We start from the raw sequence: 25907 nt of genomic DNA on the forward strand, positions 1-25907 counted from the left end.
AGCGAAGCTTATTGATAGAGGTACTTCGTAAACAATAAATCCGCAATGATCGTTTTGCCGGTTTCTGGCAATAGCGTTTCGTTGAGCGTTGTGACCAAAGTTTTACGCAGATCCTCTCGACCGGAGAGTGACTTGATCGTATCTTCCGTTTGTTTACCGAGTAATTCAATCACTGCATCACGAATCAAAGGTTGATGGTGTTCAACAATAGATAAATCTTGTTGGCTCATTACCATGATATCGATGCGTAATTGTACAAAGCCCAACTTTTTACCTTTGGTGTGAAAGTTCGTGGTTAGGTTGGGTTCAAGGGTGAAGTACGCCAACTTGGAGTCTGCATCTCCCGTTTCAGCCCAACTTGGTGCAGCGAACAGCATGGTTAACGCAAAAATAATCTGGGCGATATAACGTTTGTGCATATTTCTAACTTTTCTTTCTCTTGATCACGATATTCGAATCGCTTCAGTCTTGATACAATGGCTCGTCTATAACAAATAACAGGACTTACGGTGACATGTTTTTATATGGACGGTAAGTTGTTGCTTTATTGTACGCATAAAGCCTCCAATTGAATACTAGTATGAATCAGCCAACATCACTCTATCTCACTTCTTTATTGGAAGTAGAGTGGCAAAACCCCGAAGAATTTGAATTTCCGAATACATTTGCCAAGCACTGGCTTGAAGAGCAAGGGTCTTTGTCACGTCGTTTAAAGCAACATTGCCAAGCATTAACGGTGGAATTGCTACAAAATCAAATCGTCACTGCGAAGACGTTAAAACCGGATGAAAGTCAGTTATTGTCAGAGCAAGATTGCTTATTGAGAGAGGTGATTTTGCGTGGTGACAATAACAAGTGGGTCATCGGACGTACGCTTATTCCTCGAACTACGCTTGTCGATCAGCAATATGACTTGGCTCAGCAGGGGGAGATTCCCTTAGGGTTAACGGTATTTAATGCAGATAATGTGGAGCGTGACTCGCTGCAAATGGGATGGGTGAACTTGCCGCAAGGACGTTTGCTAGCGCGACGTTCAAGGTTGTGGATGAATCACAAACCAATGTTAGTTGCCGAGTTGTTTTTATCTAATTCACCAGTTTACGCTAAGGAGAGAGTGTAAATGTCCGCAGAAAAAGCCAAAGCATATTGGCAACTGACGCGAATGAACCGTCCGATTGGCTCATTGCTGCTAATGTGGCCGACAATTTGGGCGCTGATTATTTCGGCGCAAGGGATGCCGCATTGGGATGTTCTGATCGTGTTTGTGTTAGGGGTCTTCCTGATGCGCAGCGCGGGTTGCGTGATTAATGACTTTGCCGATCGTAAGGTCGATGGTCATGTAAAACGCACCAAGCAACGTCCATTACCATCTGGGAAAGTGACGGCCAAAGAGGCGATTGGGTTATTCTTCTTATTAGGCATTAGTTCGTTTTTGCTGGTACTTACCATGAATCCGCTCACCATCCAGTTGTCATTCGCCGGCATGACTTTGGCCTTTATTTATCCATTTATGAAGCGCTATACCCACATCCCACAGTTGTTTTTAGGCTTAGCCTTCAGTTGGTCTATCCCCATGGCTTGGGCTGCGCAAACGGGTGAGTTACCGATCATTGTGTGGTTTGTATTTGTGATTAATGCTTTGTGGACTATCGCTTATGATACGCAGTATGCGATGGTAGACCGAGATGACGACTTAAAAATAGGCGTCAAATCAACGGCGATTCTGTTTGGTTGCCATGACAAGCTTATTATCGGTGTATTGCAGTTAATTACTCTAGTGATGTTGGTGGGGCTAGGTCAGTTTTATCATTTGGGTCAAAGCTACTATTGGACGATTCTCCTTGCCGCTTCGTTGTTTGTGTATCAACAGCACTTAATTCGTCATCGTGAGCGTGATTTGTGTTTTAAAGCGTTCTTAAATAACAACTATGTGGGAATGGTGATTGCGGTAGGTTTATTGGTCGCGTTCTGGTAATCAACATGAAAATGAAAAAGGCATCCGATTGGATGCCTTTTTTCTTCTTTTAGAAGATGATAAAACGGTTACGACTGAAGCTGATGGATACTCTCTTCAATCGTCAATCTCACTTCTGGATAAAGCAGGCTGAACAACTGCCTTGCGAATTGCTGAGTTTTCTTCGTATCACAGTTACCACCATGATCTAAGTAGCGTTGTTGTTTCAGCGTGTTGAACATCGCAGTAAACACCCCTTTATCGAAGAACTCTGGTGCATTGATGCCATGCAACCGACCTAAACGCTGAGCAATATCTTGGCTCTTTTGCTCAAGATCCGACTTACCCAGTTCAGGGTAAGCGACCAATAAGTTCACCGCGATAGAGTAGCGCTGTAGCGTTTCGGTAATCGTACGGCCTAACAGAACTAAAGGTTGGTTATTGGACTGATTAATTTCTAGCTTATCACCATCTAGGCTGATCATGTTCTGCTCGGCAAATTCATGCAGCGTTTTGACGACAAGCTCATCCAACTCCTCTTCTTGGTAGCTGAGAAACAGCTCTTTTTTCAAGAATGGGTAGATTTGAGTAACATTCGTTTGGATATTCTCGACGGAGAGGTTGCGCTGACGAATAATCATTTGAGCAATCAATGACGGGAGCGCAAACAAGTGAATAATGTTGTTACGATAGTAGGTCATCAGGATCGATTGGCTGCGATCCAGTGAAATAATGTCACCCATGCTGTCGGTTTCAATCACAAACTTATCCAAAGACAGCGCGTGATCGACTAACTCCTCGGCACTTTCGGTCGGAATCGTCGACGTGCTCGAGTAAGGGTTGTTTTTTAGCAGCTTTAAGTAACACTCAATCTGATTGATCAACGAGTCACGTGACAAGGCTCGCTGGCGAGACGCAAGCAGTGCAGTCGCACACAGTGTCAAGGGGTTTGCCGCCGCGGCATCGTTGATATGTGTCATCATCTTGTTCGCAAGGTCGTTGACCACCGGGTTCATCCATTGTGGTTTGTTAGCCCCCATGCGGTCGATGTCTTTGGTCCACTCTGGCGCATGTTCATTGAGGTATTGGTTAAGCTGAATTGGCTCACCAAAATTCACATAACCTAAGCCAAAGTTACGCAGTTTGCGTAGGGTGCGCAGAACCAGGCCAGCGTTCTCTTTTTCTTTGCGTTTCCCTCGTAGCTCTTTGGCGTAGGTGCTCACCTCCATTACGTGCTCGTAACCGATGTATACCGGCACTAACGTAACGGGACGGTTTAGACCACGTAACATGGCTTGGATGGTCATTGCTAACATGCCCGTTTTTGCTTGTAGTAAACGGCCAGTACGTGAACGGCCGCCTTCACTGAAGTACTCGACTGAATAACCTTTAGCAAATAATTCAGCGAGGTACTCGCGGAAAATCGTTGAGTACAGTTTGTTGCCTTTAAAGCTACGACGAATAAAGAATGCGCCCCCACGACGGAACAGAGGACCCGCGGGGAAGAAGTTCAGGTTAATGCCTGCTGCGATGTGTGGAGGCACCATGCCTTCATGGTACAGCACGTAAGAAAGCAGAAGGTAATCCATGTGACTGCGGTGACATGGTACGTACACGATCTCGTGCCCATCTTGCGCTAGGCGACGTACTGTCGAAGCGTTATTGATGTGCAAGCCTTGGTAGAGTTTGGTCCACAACCAGCTAAGGATACGATCACCGTTTTTCACCAAACTGTAAGAAAAGTCTGCGGCGATCTCATCCATGATGTCATGGGCTTCTTTACGGGCCTTATCAATAGAGATGTTTTTACTCTTTGCCTCATCGGCGATCGCTTGCTCAATCGCAGGTGACTTCATTAAGCGAGCAAACAATACTTGGCGTTGTGGAAGGTTCGGTCCAGACGCAGCTAGTTTTTGGCGTGAGAAATGGATACGAGCTACGCGCGCAAGTTTGTGTGCAATTGCGCTATCCGTGCCGTGGGAGTCGGCCATGTAACGCAGCGATACTACCGGGCTAAAACGGACCAAGCAATCGCGACCTGCCGCCATGACCGCTTTTGCTTTTTGCGGCCCATTCATTGGCTGAAGGTAAGGCTTTTGATTTTCTTCTTTACCGGGTTTACGGCCCCAAAGTACGGTCGCCGGGATCATTTGAACATCCAGTTCGCTGTCCAGTTTGTGCAGTTCAAGTAAGTCAGTAAATAGAGAAACAGAGTCGGTTGGTACATCGTTGTCGTTGTGCATCACCGTAGGACGAGCAGCGATGAAGACGAAACGATTTAGTGTTTTGCCATTGATTTCCAGTGGACTGAGCGGGTCGGGCAGGCCAAGAATCATGGCTTGCTTTTGCAGTGTCAGCAAATCCACGTTCGAGCGGAACGGTAGGGCATACACAATCGGTTTAGCTAGGTCGATGCTTAGATCTTCAATCGGGTTCGACGGGATTGCAGTGCCCTTTACCATTACCGATAAAGGTAGTTTTAGTAATGAACGTGAAAATGATGGTCCAGAAGACATAAAGTTCACAGCCTCAATAGGTATTCAAACAGGACTAACCTTATTTCTGTGTCCGTAAAGCGCATCTTTTTGAGCAAAGATAGGAGTTCGACAATAGAAATAAGCCTAGGCGATAAATTTTAAGCGCAAAGGATACCAGAAACAGGTCAAACCTTTTAATTTTATTGGCTGCAAATTAGTCTAACTTCTAAGTTGTTGCTTTACATTGATTAACTTTAGTCATGGTGTTTTAAATGCTTTGATTGGGCGCTGGTGGACGAGTACATAAAGCCGAGCAAATAAATTAAAAAACAATCAATTGGGTTTTCATTTGAACATTTACTGGATATACTCACAGTTAACTGTATAAAAAGACAGGTGAGACATGAAGCCGTTAACGCCACGCCAACAACAAGTTTTCGATTTAATTAAGAGTAAAATCGAAGATACTGGAATGCCACCCACTCGTGCAGAGATTGCGCGTGAGCTTGGCTTCCGCTCTGCAAATGCCGCAGAGGAACACCTAAAAGCGCTTGCCCGTAAACAAGCGATTGAAATTATTCCTGGTGCCTCTCGTGGGATCCGTATCCTATTAGACGAGACTGCCGCAAATGATGATCAGGGGTTACCGCTGATTGGTCAGGTTGCTGCAGGTGAGCCGATTCTGGCTCAGGAACATGTAGAAGCCCATTATCAAGTCGATCCAGCGATGTTTAAACCGCAAGCTGACTTCCTACTTCGTGTCAACGGCGAAAGTATGAAAGACATCGGGATTATGGATGGCGATTTGCTTGCTGTGCACAAAACGCAGGACGTAAGAGATGGCCAAGTTGTCGTTGCACGCGTTGATGATGATGTGACGGTGAAGCGTTTAGAGCGTAAAGGCTCAACCATATTACTGCATGCCGAGAACGAAGAGTTTGCGCCAATTCAAGTGGATTTAACATCTCAACACTTGGCGATTGAAGGCCTAGCCGTCGGGATTATTCGTAATACTGACTGGATGTAAGCTCGCATAACAGCCCAGCCTTGCTGGGCTGTTTATATTCTATTTCCCTTTCCTTTTCTTCTGCTGTCTTTGCAAACTCGCCGTAATTTCCTCTCGTAATCAGTCGACTTACTTATGAGCTTGATAATGCAATTGATATTTATTATCATCTGCATCATATCAATGCTTTCTTTCTGGCGCAGGAAATGCTCATGTCTCAGTCTAAACATCAAGTTCCTAACCATTTATTAAAACCTCTATTATGGCGTAGCCGTGAAAGTATGGTTGAGAATGGCTTGGTGTATGATCCTATCGCGGCTAAAGCGTGCCTGAGCTGTAAGATGGCCCCAGACTGTCTGAATGGGGATATCGCGCAGAAGCAACTGCTGCATGTGACATTGACTCAGTTATGTGATCAACAGATTAGCCATTTCTTACAGCAGTATCCTGATGCGTGGATCATCAATGTGGGCGCGGGGCTCGATACCCGATTTTACCGTCTAGATAACGGACGCTGCCATTGGATAGAGCTCGACGTGACGGAAAACCTGATATGGCGCCAGCGTTTGTTCCACAAAAATGAGCGTTATGAGCATCGCTGTGGGAGTGTGGAGGAGGTCTCGTGGTTAGAATCTCTGGCCATTCCAGAGAACGCACCCGTACTCATTTTGTGTGAAATGGCGCTATTGGATTGTACTGAACGTGCAATTGCCAAGTTTATTCAAACCTTGGGCCGCTATTTTGTTTCGGCTGAACTTTGTATGGTACTCGCCGGGGATTTAACCGCAACTAAGTGGGGGAAAAAGTTAGGCTCAGATTGCTATGCTCACGGTTTTGAAGCTCCTGCGGAACAGGTCTGGCAATGGATACCGTGGGGGCAATGGGTTAGAGCATTCTCACCGTTTGACCGCTTTTGCTCTCGTTGGAAAGTATGGCAGCGTTGGTTGAACAAAATCCCAACGTTGAAATATCGCCTTACCCCAGTTCTCGTCCATATTAAGTGGTAATTGGCGCGTTCCTAAACCCTCAGGTACACTCGTCGATCTTATTGATGAGGTGCCTGTGACAAATTCAATTTTCTCTCCTTTATCTAACCCAAAAGTACATCGCCAAGTCTTAGCCTTAGCGATTCCTATGGTGTTGTCGAATATTACCGTCCCACTGCTTGGTTTGGTGGATGCGGCGGTGATAGGCCACTTAGAACATGCTTGGTATCTCGGTGGTGTTGCGCTGGGGAGTACCATGATCAGTGTGACATTTTGGCTGCTTGGTTTTTTACGTATGTCGACCACGGGATTGGCCGCACAATCGTATGGCAGTGATGATCGTAAGCAACTGGCTTTGGTATTCATGCAAGGCACTTTAATGGCCGTATTGTTTGCGGTGGGATTTTTATTGGCTCACAAACCCGTTGCAGATTTAGTGTTTGGTTGGAGTGATGCCAGCGCAGAAGTGAAACGCTATGGGATGCAATACTTTTCTATCCGAGTGTGGAGCGCACCTGCCGCGTTGATGAATTTTGTGCTGCTCGGATGGTTGCTGGGTACGCAAAATGCGCGAGCCCCAATGTGGATGGTGATCATCACTAATCTGATTAATATCGCTCTGGATGTTCTGTTTGTGCTTGGTTTGGGCTGGAAAGTCGAGGGCGCGGCATTAGCCTCGGTCATTGCCGATTACTCAGGTATGGCGTTTGGGCTTGTTTGCGTGTGGAAAACTTGGCGAGAGAGAGCGTTACCCTTACCGAAAAGTTTGTTTGTCGATACCCAGCACGGACTCGGACGTTTTGTGAAGCTCAATCGCGATATTTTCTTGCGCTCTTTGTGCTTACAAGCTGCGTTTAGCTTTATGACTTTTCAAGGTGCAAGCTTTGGCGATGATGTGGTGGCAGCCAATGCGGTACTGATGAGTTTTCTGATGATCATCTCGTATGGTATGGACGGCTTTGCTTATGCGATGGAGGCGATGGTCGGAAAAGCCATTGGCGCCAAAGATAGGCAACAACTCAGCGCCTCGCTGGTGGGCACTTTTTTCTGGAGTTTGATTATCTGTTTGGGGCTTACGGCGGTTTTTGGGCTGGCGGGATCGCCGTTGATCGCTATGATCACTACTATTGAGCCTGTGCAACAGCAAGCGGCGGTGTATCTGCCTTGGTTGGTGGTGATGCCACTGGCTTCCATGTGGTGCTTTCTATTAGATGGTATTTTTGTCGGAGCGACCAAAGGGAAGGACATGCGTAACAGTATGTTTATGGCAACCAGCTTCTTCTTCGTGGTCTTTTATCTATTTTCGGGTTGGGAGAACCACGCGCTTTGGCTGGCTATGACCAGTTTTATGTTGATGCGTGGTATTGGTCTTGGTGTGATTTTTCTTTATCAATGGCGTAAAGACACTTTTCTCGTTTAATTACCTGAGAGCATAAAGACAAAACAGCAAGCCATGGGCTGCTGTTTTGTTATCGACGACGAACTTGCTCATCTAGAATAATCGATTCAGGCCATTTAACGCTGCTACGCGATACGCTTCTGCCATGGTGGGGTAATTGAATGTCGTATTGACGAAGTATTCAATCGTATTGGCTTTGCCTTTTTGCTCCATGATGGCTTGACCGATATGGATGATTTCTGCGGCGCGCTCACCAAAACAATGAATGCCGAGGATCTCTTTGGTTTCACGGTGGAAGAGAATTTTCAAACTGCCGATGTCTTTGCCTGCGATCTGCGCGCGCGCTAAGTGTTTGAACGAGGAACGTCCCACTTCGTACGGTACTTTCGCGGCCGTCAGTTCTTGCTCTGTTTTACCCACTGAGCTGATTTCCGGAATGGTGTAGATACCCGTTGGGATGTCATCAATCAGATAGTTGTCAGCCTGACCTTTGGTGACCGCTTGTGCGACAAAGCGTCCCTGATCGTAAGCCGCACTCGCGAGGCTAGGGTAACCAATGACATCACCCACCGCGTATATGTGAGCGATATCGGTTTGATAGTTACGATTTACTTTTAACTGTCCGCGCGAGTCTGCTTCTAGACCGACAGCATCTAAGTCTAGCTTATCAGTGTTACCCGCTCGACCGTTCGCATACAGCAAACAATCTGCTTTCATCTTCTTGCCTGATTGCAGGTGAATGATCACGCCATCTTCTGTGCCTTCGATTTTTTCATAGGTTTCATCATTACGAATCACCACACCGCTGTTCCAGAAGTGGTAAGACAGCGCATCTGATACTTCGTTATCCAAGAACTCCAACAAGCGGTCCCGGGTATTGATAAGGTCGGTTTTCACGCCAAGTCCTCGGAAGATAGAAGCGTATTCACAACCGATAACGCCCGCACCGTAAATGATGATATGGCGCGGGTCGTGTTTCAGGCTTAAAATGGAATCACTGTCGTAGATGCGCTCATGCAAGAAATTAACGTCGTTAGGCTGGTATGGACGAGAGCCAGTCGCAATCACAAACTTGTCGGCAGAATACACTTCTTCTGTGCCATCATTTTGCGTGATGACGATAGAGTGGTCATCAATAAAGCGGGCGGTACCAAAGAGTAAGCTGCACTGGTTGCGGTCGTAGAAGCCTTGTCGCAGACGTGTTTGTTTATCGATGACCGATTTCGCATGGCCTAAAATGTCAGAAAAGGTGGCATGTACGCTGGAGTTATTGCGACAGAATAACGGGTTACTATTGAACTCGATGATTCGGCTGACGGCATGGCGCAGCGCTTTTGATGGAATCGTTCCCCAGTGTGTACAACCGCCGCCGACACTGCTTTCTTTCTCGACAATGGCTACATTCAGTCCCGCCTTGGTTAATCCCATCGCAGCCCCTTCTCCGCCAGGGCCACTACCAATTACGATTACGTCATAATGATTAACATGCGGCATGATGTCTTCCTTGTTATATTTGCTTAACATTGCTTTAGCGCGATTTTAACTCATTTACGCTATTGGTACACGTCACGGCGGCGAGAGAGTGGAAGTGATCACGTAGATTTGACCAAAAGGGTGGGGGGGATGTTATATGTCAATAAATCACATCGAGAACATTGCAATTAGAGACATCCCAATAGTAACGTTCTCGCGGTTAAGATTAGTACCGCAACATATCTTTCTACGCAGGAGCAAATTGCGTTATATTGGGCCTCTTGTACCCGACAGAAAAAAGAGCACGTTAAAAATGAAAGCGATGGGCATCCGTGCGCAACAAAAAGAAAAGACACGTCGATCACTGATCGATGCGGCATTTAGTCAATTAAGTGCGGATCGCAGCTTTTCCAGCCTCAGCTTACGAGAAGTCGCCCGAGAGGCAGGCATTGCACCGACTTCTTTTTACCGCCACTTCAAAGACATGGATGAACTAGGCTTAACCATGGTCGATGAAGGTGGCTTGCTATTACGTCAACTGATGCGTCAGGCACGTCAACGTATAGTGAAAGAAGGGAGTGTCATTCGTACCTCAGTGGAAACTTTTATGGAGTTCATTGAAAGTAGCCCGAACGTGTTTCGTTTGCTATTGCGTGAGCGCTCCGGCACTTCTGCTGAATTTCGTACTGCTGTCGCTCGAGAAATTCAGCATTTTGCGGCAGAATTAACTGAGTACTTAATGAGCACCGGCGTGACCAGAGAAGAGGCGTATACTCAAGCAGAGGCATCTGTAACGTTGGTCTTTAGTTCGGGCGCTGAAGTGTTAGATTTAGATCGACGTGAGCGCGATGAACTCGCCGAGCGATTGATCATGCAATTGCGAATAATAGCCAAAGGGGCCTATTGGTATCGCAAAGAACGTGAACGTAACCGATTAAAAGGCGGGATAGAATAATGTCGAATGGAAATCAATCTGAAAAGAAAACGCTGATTTTGGCACTGGTTGCTGGTGTGTGTGGTGATGCTTTGTTGTCATGGCTGACCATGAGCGAAGTGTCTTTTTCAATCTTTCCTCTGATTGCACTCGTACTAGCGGTACAAGCTCTTTACCAAGAATACCTAAACAACCCAGTATCGGAAGATATCCCGTTAGTGGGTTTGGCGTGCTTCTTTGTCGGAGCATTTGGTCACTCAGCGTTTATCAAAGCGCAATACCCAGATGCAGGGTCTAACTTCTTCGCCATTCTGATATCTATGGTCCTACTGGCCTGGATTGGTAAGAAATTAGGTTTTGTTAGCAAGAAGACTTCTGCGGAATAAGCAAAACGAATCAAATTAAAAAAGCGAGCCACTGAGCTCGCTTTTTTTGTATTTGACGCGGGTAGTTACGCTTTGCGTTCCAATAGTACGCCTGCTTCCATGTGGTGGGTAAATAGATAACAGTGTCCATCAGTGTACACGTGGTTATATTCATTGAACTTAAAGTATTGTTTTTTATAGTGTAGATATTACTGGTTGTCCATGGAGATCCTCAGGGGTACAATGAAAACTCACAGGTCCCCGTACCCTGAGCCGTACCCCGGATGGTAGGAGTTACTGATAATGACAAAGCGAATTAGTAGTAATGCAACACTGCAAGCATTGAAACCAAAAGAGAAAGAGTACTCAATTCCTGATAAGAAAATTGAGGGATTGAATATTCGAGTTCGCCCTACGGGTACGATGACTTGGACATTTCGTTTTCAAGTTGGTAAAAAACACGACAAAATATCTATGGGGCGTTACGTCCAACTAAAGCCAAATACAGGTATGACGCTGGAGCAGGCAAGGAAGGAAGCCGGACGCTACCGCAGTTGGTTAGAGAACAATAAAAACCCTAAGATAGAGCTACTCAGAGAGCGTCGAGAGCAAGAAGAAGCACGTACATTTGATGATGCATTTGTTAGCTTTGATGAAAAGCGTTTATCAAAGCAACTTCGTAGTTCCCAGTCTAGATCCATTTACCTTCGTGATATCAAACCCTACATAGGTAATATCAACCTAGTTGACTTGAATATTATCGACCTTAATAAAGTGTTTGATGCAAAGGTGGATAAAGATGGAAAACGTATGGCTGGAGCGATTGGGGTTTGTCACAAAATCATTAATCAGGTGATCAATCATGCCTTAGCCTTGAATATGATTGATAGACATCCAGCACCGCAATTAAAAGCAAAAGATGTTGGTGGTGGCTCTAATGTGACAAAGAGAAACCTAAGTTTTTCTGAGTTGAAAGTATTGTTGTCGAGCTTAGGTGACTGGCGCACAGATCCAGCTAATATTCGCTTGATACGTTTTTTGCTTGGGTGTGGTCAGCGTATTAGTGCTGTACTTGAAATGCGTTGGAGTGAATTGGACTTTGATAAAAGGGTCTGGTTGCTGCCTGCTAGCTCTGAAGAGCGGCATACGAAGAGCCCAGAGAGTCGTAAAGTACCGTTGAGTGACTATCTGGTTGAGCAGCTCCAAGAGCAGCGTAAGCTTGTATCAAACAAATGGGAGCTGGTTTGGCCTCAAATCGCTTCAGATAAAGTTCAAGAGCCATCAGCGATACGAGCACTTATTAAGCGTAATATTCCATCAGATATCGAACATTTCTCACCGCATGACCTTCGTCGGACCTTTATTAGTCGATGTAGTGAGATGGGGCTCGATATTGTGGCTGTAGAGAAAGCTGTAGGCCACCAGCTGCCGGGTATGTTGCGAGTTTACAATCACCATGATTATTTAAATGAACAACTGTCAGTGCTCCAAGCTTGGGGGGATAAGCTATACGCACTGAGTGTTAGTAACGTTGTACCCTTATCAGCTATTGAGTCGGCTTAGATACTGAGTATTTGTTATCTTTGCCATTGCGACTTAGAAGACTTAGAGGATGGACTTTGCCATGTCTTTGAGGCTTTTCTTTTAGAATGGTTGGTATCTACTTTTTGATTTGTGGTTTTAGGGCTCTCATGCAGCGTAGGTTCATCTTGTGCAGAAATGATTTTCTCTTGAAGAGTCGATGATTTTTCTTTTTCGTGAGCAGTAGATACTGAGGGTTTTAGGTCGTCGTTAACTTTCCTTAGCTTTGAAAGCTCAGTCTCCAATTCTTCTATTTTAGCCTCTTGCTCTTCTATTCTTTTACAAGCCTGCAGGTATTCCAGTTCAACTTTCTTTAGCCTCTCCAGTTCTTCGATCTTGGTTTGACTTTCAGTAATAAGAAAATCAATCATTGCTTTGATCGAACTCCCATTAGCTTTGGCTAGTGAGTCGACAATTTTGTACGCATTTTTAGAAATGGATATGTTGATTTGTTTATTATCCTTCCTACTCTTTTGAGCTCGCCAAGCACTACTTGCTTGCTGTAACAGTAACTTGTTGTCACTTATCGATTCATCTAAACCTTTTAAGTATTCTATTGCTGAGGTTGTACTTCTGGATGCTGAATTGGCTAAACCGGTATCCCAAAGAATCTTTTTTTTGAGCAAATATTCTGCTGCCCACTTTTCTTGTTTCAGAGAACCAGTTAACCAGCTTTTAGCATTACTTCTACGTCCCATACTCATAACACCATTCATAAACACTGCTCATACTTTGGCACAGTAATGGAATACAGTTCGTGACTTAATCACCAGAAATAGCCATTACACATTTCCGCACCGTGTAATGTGATACAGTATTTGAACTCTAAATACCTACTGGTAAAACATGGAATATTGATGAATTACGCCATGGATGAGGTCAAAACACTCTCAAAAGCTTTACTGTATCTTGATGAGAATAGTCAGAAGTTTGAAGCATCACCAGAAGCTAAAATGCTCTGGATTAAACTACTTATTCTTACTCGGTGTGATAATTGGCAAACGACACTCAATAGTCGTGAGTTGTGCGCATGTCTGCGAATAAGTAACAGCACTTTTACTAAATCGGTAAAGCAACTAGAGAAAACTGGCTTGCTTGGAAGGCAATCAATTAAGACGGGTAAGGGTGGGAGCAGCTACCGATACCATGTCACTCTTCCACGTAATCGTAATGCTAAAGGTATGCACGTGAGCGCTCCCTTTTTAAAATTGAGTACGACATTTATTCACTATGAAGGTTTGTTAAACAATGCAAAAAAACCATCACTAGCTAATAAATTGCTCTTTCTTGTTCTGCTGCATTTTAGTGATGATTTTGGTCATGTATCTGAACTTGGACGTGCAAAAATCGCCGACATTACTGGTATGAATAAAGAAAGAGTAAAATCGCATGTTGAACGATTATGTTCACTGGGATTTATTAACAAGGTACCCGGTGGAACTATCCCACAACTAATGGGGAAGGTATCAACGCAGTACTATCTAAATATCTGGCACTCAGCATTTCAACAACAAGTTCACGGATATCGCTTCACTCAGCAAAACCTGATTATGACAGCGAGTTTGTCAGAGATGGTCATTTCTTCGGTGATAAGGCAAAAGCCGATACACAATCAAACGGAGCATTCTCTCAACGCATTTTATGAATCATCGTTAATTGCATCCGTGAAAGTAAGTATTGATGCCTGCCGAGTAAGACACTTCTTCACAGGAGAAAATAGAAAGCTGCTGGCTAATCATATAGAGCTTAAAGTAAATGATATAGCCTCTTATTTGCTAAACCAGCACTGGAACATGATTGATGGTACCTCTCTTATTTCAGGAAAGGCACCAGATGAATTGCTATCCGATGATGGCCTTGCTGATTCAATAGCAGAAAGGTTTCTACCAGAGTCTGTGATGCATCATCATAAAAAAAATACAGACTTCCAACGCAATTACAATGAAGACTCCTTAGCTAATGAGGCTTTGGACATTGAAGCTCATGATATCGACGTTTTACCCGGAGCAAAGGAGCTGATTAATTTAATTGTACATATGGCATGGATTAAAGCTATCGAAGCCAAAAATGTGATTACTATGAACAGAAAGCTCTTTGATAATTTACCAGAACAAGGCATTTACAAAGTCCTGCCATACTCAGCAAGGGGAAATGGGATTGATATAATTGTCAGCCATTAGACGCACTAGCTATTAGCCGAATGCACTCTTGTTGAAATGCATAACTTCAGAGTGACTTCAGTTCCAATCACCCTAGCTAGATCCAATCTTCGACTATCCATAGGTATGACTCAGGTACTACAGCCTTGAAAGAAACAATGCTCTCAGTGGATTAGTAATATAGCTACTTAACAAACACTCTTTATAAGAGCATTACTAGCAGTACAACACTCAGTAGCCACACTACTGATGAATGCAGTACATGTTGCTTAGTCAGTTAAGATCTCTAGCCATAGGCAATAGAGATTCACTCACTGTTAAGGCAGAACGGTTTTATGTAAGTTGTTACGCATCATTCTCTTTCTATGTGAAATCAAACAACACAGGAGAGATTTTCATGAACATGTTTCAATTTGCTCAAATCCCACCTCAGTATGGTTCTTTAAACCAACGCTACCTTGCCCGTATCAATGACACCGTTATGGGAGCCCTAGCGAACCACCCAAGAGTACTCATCGCTCGAATTGATCTACGTATACTTAACAATGGGGGATACTCTGATAACCCACTAGAACGTGATGTACCAACCTGTTTTGTGAATATAGGTGTTGGTTTGATGAAACGGTTTTTAGCTTCACTAAATGCTCAGATCGCTACAGATCAGATGAATAAAGCCAAACAAGGGAAGCGTATCCACCCGTGTCCGTTAAATTACGTTTGGGTAAGGGAACGTAGTACGAGTCACAATGAACATTACCATGTGGCACTGGTGGTCAATCAGGATGCTTACTATCCATTTGGTAGGCTTCATTACGAGGGGACTCTTGCTTGTATGGTAAACAGAGCATGGGCTAGTGCATTAGGGCTTACGACAGATGAGATTGAGGGGCTAGTTCATATCCCTGAGCGTCCAATGTATACGTTGAACCGTAATCACCCACCAGCACGATTTCAGAAAGATCTAGGTGAAGTAGCGGTTAGGCTGGCTTACTTGGCAAAAAATGAGACCAAGATACTTGGTGATGGTCGCCGTAATTTTGGATGCAATACCTCAAATAATTGCTTTGTTTAGCTTTATATCGATAACACCTTTTGAGAAGACAATATTACCTGTATAATTTATGTTCAATGTAAACATTTGAAAGTAATGATTTTAGATATTGAATACATCTTCATCTATCGTCTATCTTTCAGTGATTAAACCTGTTTTGACTAAACACATTGGAGAGTGATGTATGCCAATAGCCTTTGAATATCCTATCCCAAAACATTGGCAGGACTTTGAACGCATGCTCCAGGACTTGTATCCTGAGATGTACATGTACGGTAGCCCTGGGCAGAATCAAGACGGTATTGACTTGGTATCTAATGATCAGACACGTGTAATACAAGCTAAAAAACGTGGCTTAGGTGTCGAGCCACTCACAGTGAATGATCTTTCTACATGGATTGAGCGTGGGAAGGACTTTTATAAACATGTTACTTTTGAACGTTTTATCATAGCGACTACACAAAAAACCGACAAGCACCTACAAATAGCTTTATTTGAACAACTAGAGCTTAGAGATGATATCCCATTCAAAGTTGAAATACTGTTCTGGGACAGAATTGAGGAGCTCTTCATTCTCCGCCCTGAACTGATACGTAAATATTACCTAACTGAACTTTATGATCCCAAGATGATTGATTTGTTGAAAACGGGCTCATTAGACACATACATCCAAACAACATTGTTAAGTACGCTTGTTTGCCGTGATACAGGTAAGCCTTGGCCCAGCATCGATTCACTTGTGAATGAGCTCCCAAGTCGCATCCATACTGGTTATGGGCATGAATTAAACTTAGAAACGTTAAAAGAAGACTATCTGCCGTTTAAGACATGGTGTCAGCGTATTCTTATCGATGCTAAGGGAGTCGAAAAATTCATCAATCAAGATTTTGATCAGGTGGAACTCTTACCTATCCAATGGGCATCTACATATATATCCACTCTGCGAGATACAGATCTGGTAGCAGTGCTTGAAACGGAATTAGCATTGTTGAACTGGATTAGGAAAATGAAATCGTTGATTAATCAAATTGATAAGCTTCAGGGGCCATTTTCTGATCATGATTTTGCTAATGCTTGTGATGAAGCGCGAGGTTCACTGAAAATATTAACCGATTGTATAGCAGATAATGCTGAAGCTTTGAGTGCTTACCAGTCCCTAAAATTGAATATGGATCTACGTGGTATTCCGGAATATAGCGACATTAACCCCATAAGTAATGCAAGGCTTTTTGGCTATTATGGGTATGAATTACAAAGTAGCGGTACAGGTAGCTCTGGCGCTCATATCACTCTATATTGTGAGCCGCTTAAACAGTTAGGACTAAACACATGGGTGATACTTGAAGGAACACAGCAAAGGCATAACCTTCGATCTGGAAAGCAGTATCGCAGACCATTACCTAGTCATACCAAGATACGGACTTGGAAATTATCACATTAAATGATGTTGTCGTAATTTTGGGGGACGTTCCCCCAAGAAGGGGGGGGGGAGCAATACACCAAAACTTATGAAATAGGAGTACACAAGGCTACTTACCGAGATGTGTTCCTGTTTGAGTTACTACCCCCCTTGGTCTAAGTAAGAGGCAATATTTTGATATCTAATTAGGTTTTAAAATCTAACAAGTGCTAGATTATGCCCAGAATCTCATATAATCGGAAAACATACATCATGGCCACTCGGATGTTAAAAGTTGAAGTCGAGAGTGACTTCTTAAGTAAAGTATCAAATGCCTCATCTTATGTTGCCATATCTGAGCTTATATGGAACGCACTAGACGCTGATGCAAACAAAGTCACTGTTAAGCTGAACGAAGACACTCTGTATGGGGGATTAACCAATATCGAAATCACGGACGATGGATTCGGTATCACTGATGACATCGCTAATAAGCACTTCAGTAAGCTCGGTGGTTCATGGAAAAAATTCAAGCATAAGACTGACTCTGGACGCTTCTTACATGGTCAGGAAGGGCAAGGACGATTTAAACCTTTTTCTCTAGGGAAAGTGATTGATTGGGAAACGGTATATTCTGATGAACAAGAAAGTGCTTTAAAAACTTTTAAGATTACCGGGATGGCCGATGATATTGGTAATTTTAGAGTTACCGATTCCGAACACACAAAAAGTAAGCAGTGCGGTACAACTGTTCGCATCTCAGAGTTAAGTAAGAAAGGTCTCACTGTCTCTGAAAAGGGGCTTTCTAATTATGTATCCTGTGCATTTGCTATTTACTTATCCAAGTACCCTGATGTTCAACTATATGTAAATGATATCAAGATCGATCCTGCTGAACAGATTCTACATCAAGAAACACTTGAACTTGATCCAGTAATATTTGAAGGGGAATCTTTTAACTACTCTCTGAGAGTTATTGAGTGGAAATGTGATACTAAAAATGAGCTTCATTTTTGCGATTCAAATGGCTTCCCTTTACATTCTCATGATAAACCGATCAGAGGTACTGGTGAATTCGAATTTACAGCGTATTTAGTATCTGAACATATTAGTAAGCTATCTTCTAAAGGAGTTCTTGAATTAGGCAGCCTAGAGCCTTCTTTATCGGCACCTCTGCAAGATGCTATTGATAAGCTAAAGCATCATTTATTCCTTCGTAAGTTAGCCAAATCAGCCAATATCATTCAAAAATGGAAAGATGAAGAAATATACCCTTATGAAGGAAGATACAATGATGCGATAGATGAAGTCGAGAGACAAATGTTCGATGTTCTAGCTGTAAATATTAGTCAAGAGTTACCCGAGTTTGAAAAGGCTCCAGTTAAAGTAAAACGTCTTCAATTTCGGTTACTCAAGCAGATAGTGTCTTCAAACCCTAATGACCTACAGGTCATTTTTGAAGAAGTTCTGAGCTTGTCGTTAAAGAAGCAAAAAGAACTTGCCGAGCTGCTTGAAGATATCAGCCTTACATCGATAATTAATGCTTCTAAAACTATATCTGATCGATTGAAGTTTATCGTTGGCTTAGAGCACATCATCTTTGACCCTGAAAAGAAAAAGGTCCTTAAGGAACGCTGTCAACTACACAAGATTCTTGCAGAGAATACTTGGGTATTTGGTGATGCGTTTACAATGTCTGTAAATGATCAATCTCTTACTGAAGTTCTTAAGAAGCACCTAAAATCTATGAAAGTAGACTTGATACCAGATGAGCCTGTAACGAGGGTAGACAAATCAAGAGGAATTGTTGACTTGATGCTTACTCAATCGGTCCCCCAAAACCATGCGGATCAATTAGAGCACCTGGTGATTGAGCTAAAAGCTCCTAAGGTTCCTATTGGACCTAAAGAGATACAGCAGATTGAATCTTATGCATTTGCTGTTGCAAGTGATGAGAGGTTTAACAAGTTGGATGTAAAGTGGAACTTTTGGATTGTTTCAAACGATACAACTGAGTATACCGATCATAAACTAAAAGCAGATAAAACGGGACAAGGTATTATTCATCAGACAGATAACATGGTTATTCAAGTTAAAACATGGGGGCAACTAATTAAAGAATGCAAACATAGACTAGAGTTCGTTCGTTCTCATTTGGATCTCGATGTTACTACAACCGAAGGGCTACAATTTTTAAAGGCTCACTATGCTGATTTTACTAAGGATGTCATCTTTGAAGATGAACTCGTTTCCGAGCATTAAGTAAAAAATGAACCAATAAAAGAAGAATATGCACAGACATAGTGTAAGCGTTATGCTTACACTATGTCTGTATCACTTTGCTGAAGCTTAATTTTCATCATCTATCTACACGGTATTGATTCTGTATTCATAACACTAACTCCCTAAAGTCATTATCAATGTCATCTTGTGTCACACCTATGTAGCGCAGCGTTACGCCTTCTGAACTGTGGCGTAGCATTCGCATTACTCGTGCAATATCTTTGGTGCTTTTGTACAAGTGGTAGCCTCGGGTCTTTCGCATCGAGTGAGTCCCAAGTGGAAAACTAATCTCTTCACCAATCGATGAGAACGCTTGGCTAACAGCCCGACGACTCAATGGGTTGGCAGCTTTGTTTATTGCTTGCTGGTTTCGGTAAGACTGAAATAGGTAAATGTGGTGTGGATTCTCCTTTTTAATACGGTGGATGATTTCTAAGCTTCTCGGGTTTAGTGCTATCTGGGCTACTTTGCCCGTTTTAGATTCACGGATGGTTAAACGGTCTTCTTCAATGTCACTGAACTTAATCGCCAACAAATCAGAAATCCGTAAAGCGAGATTGATTCCAACATTCCAGATGTTTGACATTTGTTTACTATGCCGTATTTCTAATAAGTGACCGATGAGCTGGATTGTGTCACGGTTTTTCACCGCTTGAACTTCTGCCATAACGCAGCTTCCTTTTTTCGATGAAAATGATGATTAGAGGAACTTCAAAGCAAGCCTGAAACGAAAAGCCTTGTTCCATAAGGGATGGCAAGTTCCCAAATTGCTAAAATGGGAACTTGGATGCTTTTCAGCTCTTAGTGACTTTGATTTGGTCAAACACACCATCAGATAAATACTCCAAAAAGTTACTTTCCCACGTTCGATAGAAAGATTTCACTTCTCGATGTGCTAGAGCGCAAGGCGCTAAAAACATCTGCCTGAATATGTTGCTCTCAATATTGAAATCAAGCTCGATGGCTAGCTCTGGATAGACACCTCCAGAATAGGCAAAGTCGGTGATGTAACAGAGTCGCCACTTATCACCTTCATTGCGAATCATGATTTCTACTGGATGATACCCACCAGCTTCAGCGTTATAGCTTGTGTCACGAAAGTTAATGGTTAACGTATCTGAATAGTAATCAAGACTCGCCTCCTGAACCTGCTTAGTGATTGCGTTGTGAAAGCGAGTAGAGATAGGCAGTACACAAGGGTGAAACTGCATCGTTTGAATTTTGGTTGCGGCTGGCATGGTATGCCTCCTAGGTTAGTGGTGATGCGATGGATGATTCAGTGGGCGTCTCGACATTGACGAGTGCTGCTTGGATACCGTCAAAGGAGCCTTGTTGAATTTGCTTGAGGAAAGACCGTTCATAGCTTTCATACAGACTGGTTACTTGTGGCTGGTGGAGCTCGCAACGTTCAATGTCTGGTTTATAGAACCACCCACGCAGAAAATTGAAGTAGAGCTCGACCTCCAGCTTTTTGGTTTGCTCATCTGGGTAAGCAAAGCTAGTCACAAAGACGATGCTCCAATGAGTGTTGTCTGATTGGTTTGTTACTCGATTGAGTTGGATCTCTACGGGGTGAAAACCACTACGATCTTCGTAGTAGCTCGATACTCGAAAGTTAAGGGCGATCCGTGATGCAAAGGTAGGGACATCTAATTGCTCAGTAAGAGCATTGAGGTATTCGACTAGCAGTCGATGCGGTGTGGTTTGGCTCATAACAAACCTCGCTCAGCAAAGGACACGCATTGCTCACCGACCACAACGTGATCTAATACTCGAATATCAATTAGTGCCAATGCATCGGAAAGACGTTGAGTAATTCTACGGTCAGCTTGTGATGGCTCAGGCAAGCCAGATGGATGATTATGACCAAAGATAACCGCTGCCGAGTTCAGCATTAATCCTTCCTTGACGACTTCCCTTGGATAGACGCTAGCAGCATCAATGGTGCCAAAGAACATCTCCTTGTATTCAATCAGTTGGTTTTGATTATCAAGAAACATCACGGCAAACACTTCTCTGTCGTAATGCGCAAGTTTCATCTGTAGGTATTGCTTAGTGTTTTCTGGGCTGGTGAATGAGCCAGCCCGAGAATACTTGGCCGCGAGCAGAGTCGCTGCGGTCTCTAGGATTTGACGAAGCTCTGTAGGCTCGTTTGGCGTGTAATGATTTGAATGCATGTACTTTCCTTCTTGTGCATTAAAGGTATGTGCATCCAAGTAATATGTGGCTAAAAAATAATGGAATCCTTCCCCATAGAAGCAGCCCAATCACGCTGGGCCGCTTTAGGTTATGGTCGCTGTTTATCTTGTCGTTTGGCCCAGTTGTAACCACTCACTACGCCATAGATGAACAACTCGATTAGTGTCTTAGTAGGTTGGTGGGGATTCACCATCCGCCTCCTTGTTGATGTGGTACAAGCCTACGCCAACGATAAAGCCAGCAATGAACACAAACGGCATAAGTGCCTCCTGCTCTGTTTGATTTAAGAAAAGTGCATAAATGAAAGCCTGCGATTAGCTGGCTTCAGAAAGGTAATGTGTGGTTGAAAAAAGTTGGAGTATGGTGATTTACGCAGTGGAGTAATTAAATGCACATTCTCGTTATCTCATGAGTTGAACTAACCGGAATTCATCATGAGATTAATCAAACTAAAAGAAGTAATGACTTTAACCAGCCTTGCACGTTCTACTATCTACAAGTACATGAGCGAAGGGCAATTTCCTAAAGCAGTGTCACTAGGTTGTCGTTCAGTGGCATGGGTAGAAGAAGAGGTGACAGATTGGGTATTGGAGCGTATTGGTGAGCGTGATAACGCTGATTGACAGATAATGGATGGAAGCTATTACAGCTTCCTTCTATGCCATGTTGTTTCTAACAAACTTTTGCCCCTTTACGTGTTATCGCAAACACTCTGTGCGAATCGTTGCACTGAGTTTTGTCTTACTATTCCTAATAGTAATCTGTCGAGCGGAAATGCTCATTAGTGCTAAAACGATCAGTAGTAGGTCAATTTCTTACAATTATTTCTGTTGTTGATTGGATATGTTGAAAAGTTAAGGCTTTGAGTTGAAGATGCTATCCAACCAACTATCAGAACTGTAAAAATGGCAGCTAAGAAAAGTAACATAATCGAATCAGCAAATTATCTTCGCCATCAAGAGCTTGGTGGAATTGAAATGCTTGATGCTAACTATCACAAGCAGTGTTTTTCTCGCCATAGTCATGAAGGATACACTTTCGGCATTATTGAAAAAGGAGCGCAAAAATTCTTCAGAACAGGGGCTAATAACGTAGCGCCTACTGGAAGTATTATCTTGATAAACGCTGATGATATCCACAACGGTGAGGCTAATACAGAAGAAGGCTGGGCATACAAAGCTCTCTATCCTCTGCCTGAACAATTCGAGCAAATCAGTCGGGAAATTGGTGGAAATAATACGCTTTCTCCATACTTTCCTGATGCTGTGATCCATGATGAAGAACTTGCAGCGCAGTTCCGTTTGGTCTATCAAGTTTTGATAGAGTCAGATAATAAACTGCTCAGAGAGTCTCTTCTCTACTCATTGCTTGTCAAACTGATGGCAAAGCATGGAAAAAGCAGAATTAATTTTGGCGTAGACAAGACGGCGAGTAAGCAAGTTACCATTGTAAAAGATTTTCTGGACGACCTTCCTGATGCGAATGTCTCTCTTAATGAGCTTGCGCAGTTAGTGTCATTAAACCCTTACTACCTTGTTCGTCTGTTTAAAAAGGAGTTTGGATTACCTCCTCATGCTTATCAGATTCAGTCACGTCTACGTTACGCTACCAGACTGATAAAAGAGGGTAACAAGTTAGCCGATGTAGCCATTCAATGTGGTTTTCATGATCAAAGCCATTTCATCAAGCACTTCAAGAAAGCCATGGGTGTTACTCCTCGACAATACGCAAAGCACTTTCTGTCGTAGTCAAAAACTTACTATAATTTCCCTGTTTAATGCCATTTAATGCTATTACTCCATTCAATGTAAAAGGGTAATACATGAAAACGATTGGCTTACTAGGTGGTATGAGCTGGGAGTCCACGCTCAGCTATTACAAATCTATTAACGAAGGTGTAAAAGAGAAACTTGGAGGCTTGAATTCCGCCAAGATTTGCATGTATAGCGTAAATTTTGAGGAAATCGAAAAGCTCCAACATTCGGGTCATTGGGACGAGACGGCTAGGATATTATCTGATGCTGCTGTTTCTATCGAAAAAGGTGGTGCTGATTTTATCCTAATTTGCACTAACACCATGCATAAAGTAGCTCCTGAAATTGAAGCAAATATCAACATCCCGATTTTGCACATCGCGGATGCAACCGCAGAGAAACTGCTTGAAAGTGGTATTAAGAAGGTTGGACTTCTGGGCACTAATTTCACCATGGAGCAGGACTTTTATAAAGGACGACTGACGGAGAAGTTCGGTATTGAAGTTGTTGTGCCAGAGAAACATGACAGATTGAAGGTTCACGAAATTATTTATCAAGAGCTTTGCCGAGGCGAAATCAAGGATGACTCAAGAACTGTCTATACCCAAATCATCGATAAATTAAGAAATCAAGGTGCCGATGCAGTTATTCTTGGATGTACTGAAATTGCATTGCTTGTACAGCAGCAACATACAGTTGTACCGCTGTTTGATACAACGGCCATTCATGCAGAAGCTGCTGTACGTTTAGCGACAAATAAAGATTAAACAATCGCTTTAGTCTTTGAGAGTTAATCCTATATATCGGATATCAGTATGATTATTTAATTTAAAAGTCATTGACTATGGCCGCTCTCGTTGTATGGGTATTGATGTTCATTAAAGCATCTTGGGAGTAGACATACGCAATCTTAGCCTTTGTATATTCCATACAAAGGCTAACCTCGTTCGAGTTCAACACGGTGAAACTTGAACGAACAGAATCAGGTAAAGTTAACCTACTTACCTTATTGCTTTGTTTCTTTCAAAATCGGCATCTCATGAAGTGATGCCGTTCTGCAATTTGCGATACAAAAAGTTATCCGAAAGCTAGAAAGTGCCTGTATTGGCTAACTCGAAAATGTCCAAATACGTGTTATAAACAATGAATAAAGGGAGCAATTACTCCCTTCTATGCCGCCAGTTTAAACGTTACTACTTCGTACAGTCGTACCATCCATCACCACGGTCACACTCATACTTGAATGTCCCATTAGGGTAAGATATGAATCGGTGATGTAACACCATATCGCCATTGGGCATTTCAGCTGCCGTATTAGTCCGATGCTCAGATACGTTGTTCTCACCTTCCTTATAACGTTTTGTGTGCTCCCACCAATCAGCCCCAACAGAATCTTGAGTACCATAGGTTTGCGGTAGCGCCGCGATATCAGCATTTAATGCATCAATGTCGATACTCTCTACATCTGTACTGAATCCTAACCAATGCGCGTACTCGCTTGGCACCGTATTCCACTTGTAGCGGCTCCCTTCTTCATCGTATACACCACTCACTCTCGCAGTAGAAAGCGTCATGTTTTGGCTATCAGCTGTATCAGTTAAACTAACCTCATTACACTCCAATTCACTCAGATCATAGAACGATGACTTGTTATCCATGCCGTATTGGTTGTCAGTGTCAGCCACCTTTGAAAGTAAGGTTTCTGACTTACTGCAAATGTAATCGTCAAAGCTTGGATCTGAGCTCATGTTACGATATTCATTCACATAACCCACCGTACCAAAATCAGTGACACTGTCTTCTTGTAGGTAGTTTCGAATCAAACGTTCGGGTAGCCAGTTATCATCTACCGCATAGACGGATTCAGACCAGAAGCTACCTTGACGTATAGAAATCGATTTATACCACAACTGTTCACCATCTTGGCGTTGCCAGTCCGTTGGATCGTTAAGGTAATGAGCCACGTTGATATGTGCATATGGGTACTTAAGCGACAATTCATAAGTCTCTTCAAATGAAAGTTGAATGGATGCCATAAGCTGCTCAGCAATATCGTAGACCGCACTGTTACCATCCGCTATGTAATCACTCCACAGCTCTTCCTCTGATATATTGAAATGCCAAACTAAATCACCCGCTACGTTACGCATAGCGTCTTTTATGGCATTGCGGACTTGTTCATTGTCTTTCACTAATTCACAGCTATACGCTTCTCCTTGCTCTCTTTCAACCGTCTGTTTCGCTGACTCCCACAACATTGTGGTGAGTGGCGTAATGTTAACGGAGCCATTCGCTATCTCTTCTGGCAACGTGAACGCTGGTGGCAGGTTAAGTACATATGCTTGAGTTACTTCCCCTAAGTCTTCATCAATAGCTCCGACAGGCACATCTACGATCACTGGGACGAATTCAAAACAGGCTTGTTGTTCTTCTGTGATGTCACCTTCAATAGTGAACACACCACCAGCCTCGGTGATAGCCGATGGTTCATCAGGATCGACAACACCATTTGAATTAAAATCATAATGAACCGTGGCACCAACGATATAGCCGTCAATGGCACGACCGGATAACAATGTAGAGTTGGATGGTTGTGAAGGCTCAGATGAGCCACCACCGCCGCAACCAGCAATGGTAGCACTTGCAATGAGCACGGAAACTAACGTCTTTTTCATAGGAAATTCCTTTTTATTAACAGATTGGTTTGCAGGGATGCATAGAAAACAAAAGCGGCTTACTTTCGTAAACCGCTAATGGTGGGTATTAAGCGTGTGGTATTAGCAAGCACATCGGCATGGAGGCATATCGCAAATGTCACAAGTTGAGCTGTGGCTACCTCCGCAATATTCACAGCTGAATGAAGCTAGGCAACGGTGCTTGTTAAGTA

24 protein-coding genes are annotated in these 25907 nt (G+C 43.2%); 15 read left to right on the plus strand and 9 right to left on the minus strand.

The window, feature by feature from the left end; translation table 11 throughout:
* Positions 1 to 8: 8 nt before the first annotated feature.
* Positions 9 to 419, minus strand: a complete 411-nt coding sequence (locus tag ATG66_RS00445; protein ID WP_098413473.1) for a flagellar basal body-associated protein FliL — start codon at positions 417 to 419, stop codon at positions 9 to 11.
* A 161-nt stretch (positions 420 to 580) separates the two neighbouring features.
* On the opposite strand from ATG66_RS00445, the gene ATG66_RS00450 reads away from it, so the two are divergent.
* Together ATG66_RS00450 and ubiA are read left to right on the plus strand one after the other, a co-directional pair.
* A complete protein-coding gene (locus ATG66_RS00450; protein WP_179885552.1) occupies positions 581 to 1120 on the plus strand; it encodes a chorismate lyase in 540 nt (179 codons plus the stop codon).
* Positions 1121 to 1975, plus strand: a complete 855-nt coding sequence (gene ubiA, locus ATG66_RS00455) for a 4-hydroxybenzoate octaprenyltransferase (protein ID WP_098413475.1) — start codon at positions 1121 to 1123, stop codon at positions 1973 to 1975.
* A 68-nt stretch (positions 1976 to 2043) separates the two neighbouring features.
* Here the strand turns inward: ubiA and plsB are convergent, their stop codons facing one another.
* On the minus strand, positions 2044 to 4470 hold the full coding sequence (gene plsB / locus ATG66_RS00460; RefSeq protein WP_098413476.1) for a glycerol-3-phosphate 1-O-acyltransferase PlsB: 2427 nt from the start codon (positions 4468 to 4470) through the stop codon (positions 2044 to 2046).
* A 364-nt stretch (positions 4471 to 4834) separates the two neighbouring features.
* On the opposite strand from plsB, the gene lexA reads away from it, so the two are divergent.
* The 3 genes from lexA (at position 4835) to dinF (ending at position 7843) form a co-directional block, all read left to right on the plus strand.
* The gene (lexA, locus tag ATG66_RS00470) at positions 4835 to 5458 is read left to right on the plus strand and encodes a transcriptional repressor LexA (protein ID WP_098413477.1); all 624 of its coding nucleotides are present in this window, start codon (positions 4835 to 4837) and stop codon (positions 5456 to 5458) included.
* A 191-nt stretch (positions 5459 to 5649) separates the two neighbouring features.
* Entirely contained in the window at positions 5650 to 6444 is a 795-nt protein-coding gene (locus tag ATG66_RS00475; RefSeq protein WP_098413478.1) for a class I SAM-dependent methyltransferase, read from the plus strand.
* Between the two features lie 55 nt (positions 6445 to 6499).
* The gene (gene dinF, locus ATG66_RS00480) at positions 6500 to 7843 is read left to right on the plus strand and encodes an MATE family efflux transporter DinF (protein ID WP_179885553.1); all 1344 of its coding nucleotides are present in this window, start codon (positions 6500 to 6502) and stop codon (positions 7841 to 7843) included.
* A gap of 72 nt (positions 7844 to 7915) precedes the next feature.
* Here dinF and sthA read toward each other — a convergent pair whose 3' ends face one another.
* Positions 7916 to 9346, minus strand: coding sequence for a Si-specific NAD(P)(+) transhydrogenase (gene sthA / locus ATG66_RS00485; RefSeq protein ID WP_098413480.1), 1431 nt, complete (start codon positions 9344 to 9346; stop codon positions 7916 to 7918).
* Positions 9347 to 9608: 262 nt separating this feature from the next.
* Between sthA and fabR the strand changes: the two genes are divergently transcribed.
* The 3 genes from fabR to ATG66_RS00500 all read left to right on the plus strand — a co-directional run bounded on the left by fabR (position 9609) and on the right by ATG66_RS00500 (position 12157).
* Positions 9609 to 10250 (plus strand): HTH-type transcriptional repressor FabR, encoded by a 642-nt coding sequence (gene fabR / locus ATG66_RS00490; protein WP_098413481.1) that lies wholly within the window; start codon positions 9609 to 9611, stop codon positions 10248 to 10250.
* Positions 10250 to 10615: a YijD family membrane protein gene (locus ATG66_RS00495; protein ID WP_098413482.1), complete on the plus strand. Its 366-nt coding sequence runs from the start codon at positions 10250 to 10252 to the stop codon at positions 10613 to 10615. The genes fabR and ATG66_RS00495 overlap by 1 nt, the downstream gene beginning before the upstream one ends.
* Before the next feature lie 282 nt (positions 10616 to 10897).
* Complete coding sequence (locus ATG66_RS00500; protein ID WP_098413483.1) at positions 10898 to 12157, plus strand: tyrosine-type recombinase/integrase; 1260 nt, start codon at positions 10898 to 10900, stop codon at positions 12155 to 12157.
* 14 nt (positions 12158 to 12171) lie between these two features.
* Here the strand turns inward: ATG66_RS00500 and ATG66_RS00505 are convergent, their stop codons facing one another.
* Complete coding sequence (locus ATG66_RS00505; RefSeq protein WP_098413484.1) at positions 12172 to 12891, minus strand: hypothetical protein; 720 nt, start codon at positions 12889 to 12891, stop codon at positions 12172 to 12174.
* Between the two features lie 141 nt (positions 12892 to 13032).
* Between ATG66_RS00505 and ATG66_RS00510 the strand changes: the two genes are divergently transcribed.
* The 4 genes from ATG66_RS00510 (at position 13033) to ATG66_RS00525 (ending at position 19046) form a co-directional block, all read left to right on the plus strand.
* Entirely contained in the window at positions 13033 to 14355 is a 1323-nt protein-coding gene (locus ATG66_RS00510; protein ID WP_098413485.1) for a hypothetical protein, read from the plus strand.
* Positions 14356 to 14731: 376 nt separating this feature from the next.
* Positions 14732 to 15406, plus strand: coding sequence for an inovirus Gp2 family protein (locus ATG66_RS00515; protein ID WP_179885554.1), 675 nt, complete (start codon positions 14732 to 14734; stop codon positions 15404 to 15406).
* A gap of 163 nt (positions 15407 to 15569) precedes the next feature.
* Positions 15570 to 16826: a hypothetical protein gene (locus ATG66_RS00520; RefSeq protein ID WP_098413487.1), complete on the plus strand. Its 1257-nt coding sequence runs from the start codon at positions 15570 to 15572 to the stop codon at positions 16824 to 16826.
* 243 nt (positions 16827 to 17069) lie between these two features.
* Positions 17070 to 19046 (plus strand): ATP-binding protein, encoded by a 1977-nt coding sequence (locus ATG66_RS00525; protein ID WP_098413505.1) that lies wholly within the window; start codon positions 17070 to 17072, stop codon positions 19044 to 19046.
* 127 nt (positions 19047 to 19173) lie between these two features.
* Here ATG66_RS00525 and ATG66_RS00530 read toward each other — a convergent pair whose 3' ends face one another.
* From ATG66_RS00530 to radC, 4 genes are all read right to left on the minus strand, one after another.
* Positions 19174 to 19734: a tyrosine-type recombinase/integrase gene (locus ATG66_RS00530; RefSeq protein WP_098413488.1), complete on the minus strand. Its 561-nt coding sequence runs from the start codon at positions 19732 to 19734 to the stop codon at positions 19174 to 19176.
* A gap of 127 nt (positions 19735 to 19861) precedes the next feature.
* The gene (locus ATG66_RS00535) at positions 19862 to 20305 is read right to left on the minus strand and encodes a DUF2787 family protein (protein WP_098413489.1); all 444 of its coding nucleotides are present in this window, start codon (positions 20303 to 20305) and stop codon (positions 19862 to 19864) included.
* Positions 20306 to 20315: 10 nt separating this feature from the next.
* Positions 20316 to 20780 (minus strand): DUF2787 family protein, encoded by a 465-nt coding sequence (locus ATG66_RS00540; RefSeq protein ID WP_098413490.1) that lies wholly within the window; start codon positions 20778 to 20780, stop codon positions 20316 to 20318.
* Positions 20777 to 21244 (minus strand): RadC family protein, encoded by a 468-nt coding sequence (radC, locus tag ATG66_RS00545; protein WP_065675562.1) that lies wholly within the window; start codon positions 21242 to 21244, stop codon positions 20777 to 20779. Before radC ends, ATG66_RS00540 begins: the two co-directional genes overlap by 4 nt.
* Before the next feature lie 456 nt (positions 21245 to 21700).
* Here radC and ATG66_RS00550 point away from each other — a divergent pair, with 456 nt between their 5' ends.
* From ATG66_RS00550 to ATG66_RS00560, 3 genes are all read left to right on the plus strand, one after another.
* Positions 21701 to 21889 (plus strand): AlpA family transcriptional regulator, encoded by a 189-nt coding sequence (locus tag ATG66_RS00550; protein ID WP_098413491.1) that lies wholly within the window; start codon positions 21701 to 21703, stop codon positions 21887 to 21889.
* Positions 21890 to 22171: 282 nt separating this feature from the next.
* The gene (locus ATG66_RS00555; RefSeq protein WP_098413492.1) at positions 22172 to 23014 is read left to right on the plus strand and encodes an AraC family transcriptional regulator; all 843 of its coding nucleotides are present in this window, start codon (positions 22172 to 22174) and stop codon (positions 23012 to 23014) included.
* 74 nt (positions 23015 to 23088) lie between these two features.
* Entirely contained in the window at positions 23089 to 23787 is a 699-nt protein-coding gene (locus tag ATG66_RS00560) for an aspartate/glutamate racemase family protein (protein WP_098413493.1), read from the plus strand.
* Between the two features lie 426 nt (positions 23788 to 24213).
* On the opposite strand, the gene ATG66_RS00565 is transcribed toward ATG66_RS00560, so the two are convergent.
* Positions 24214 to 25695 (minus strand): hypothetical protein, encoded by a 1482-nt coding sequence (locus tag ATG66_RS00565; protein ID WP_098413494.1) that lies wholly within the window; start codon positions 25693 to 25695, stop codon positions 24214 to 24216.
* Between the last annotated feature and the right edge of the window lie 212 nt (positions 25696 to 25907).

Origin of the sequence: Vibrio sp. ES.051, assembly GCF_002563795.1 — a bacterium.
Lineage (GTDB): Bacteria > Pseudomonadota > Gammaproteobacteria > Enterobacterales > Vibrionaceae > Vibrio.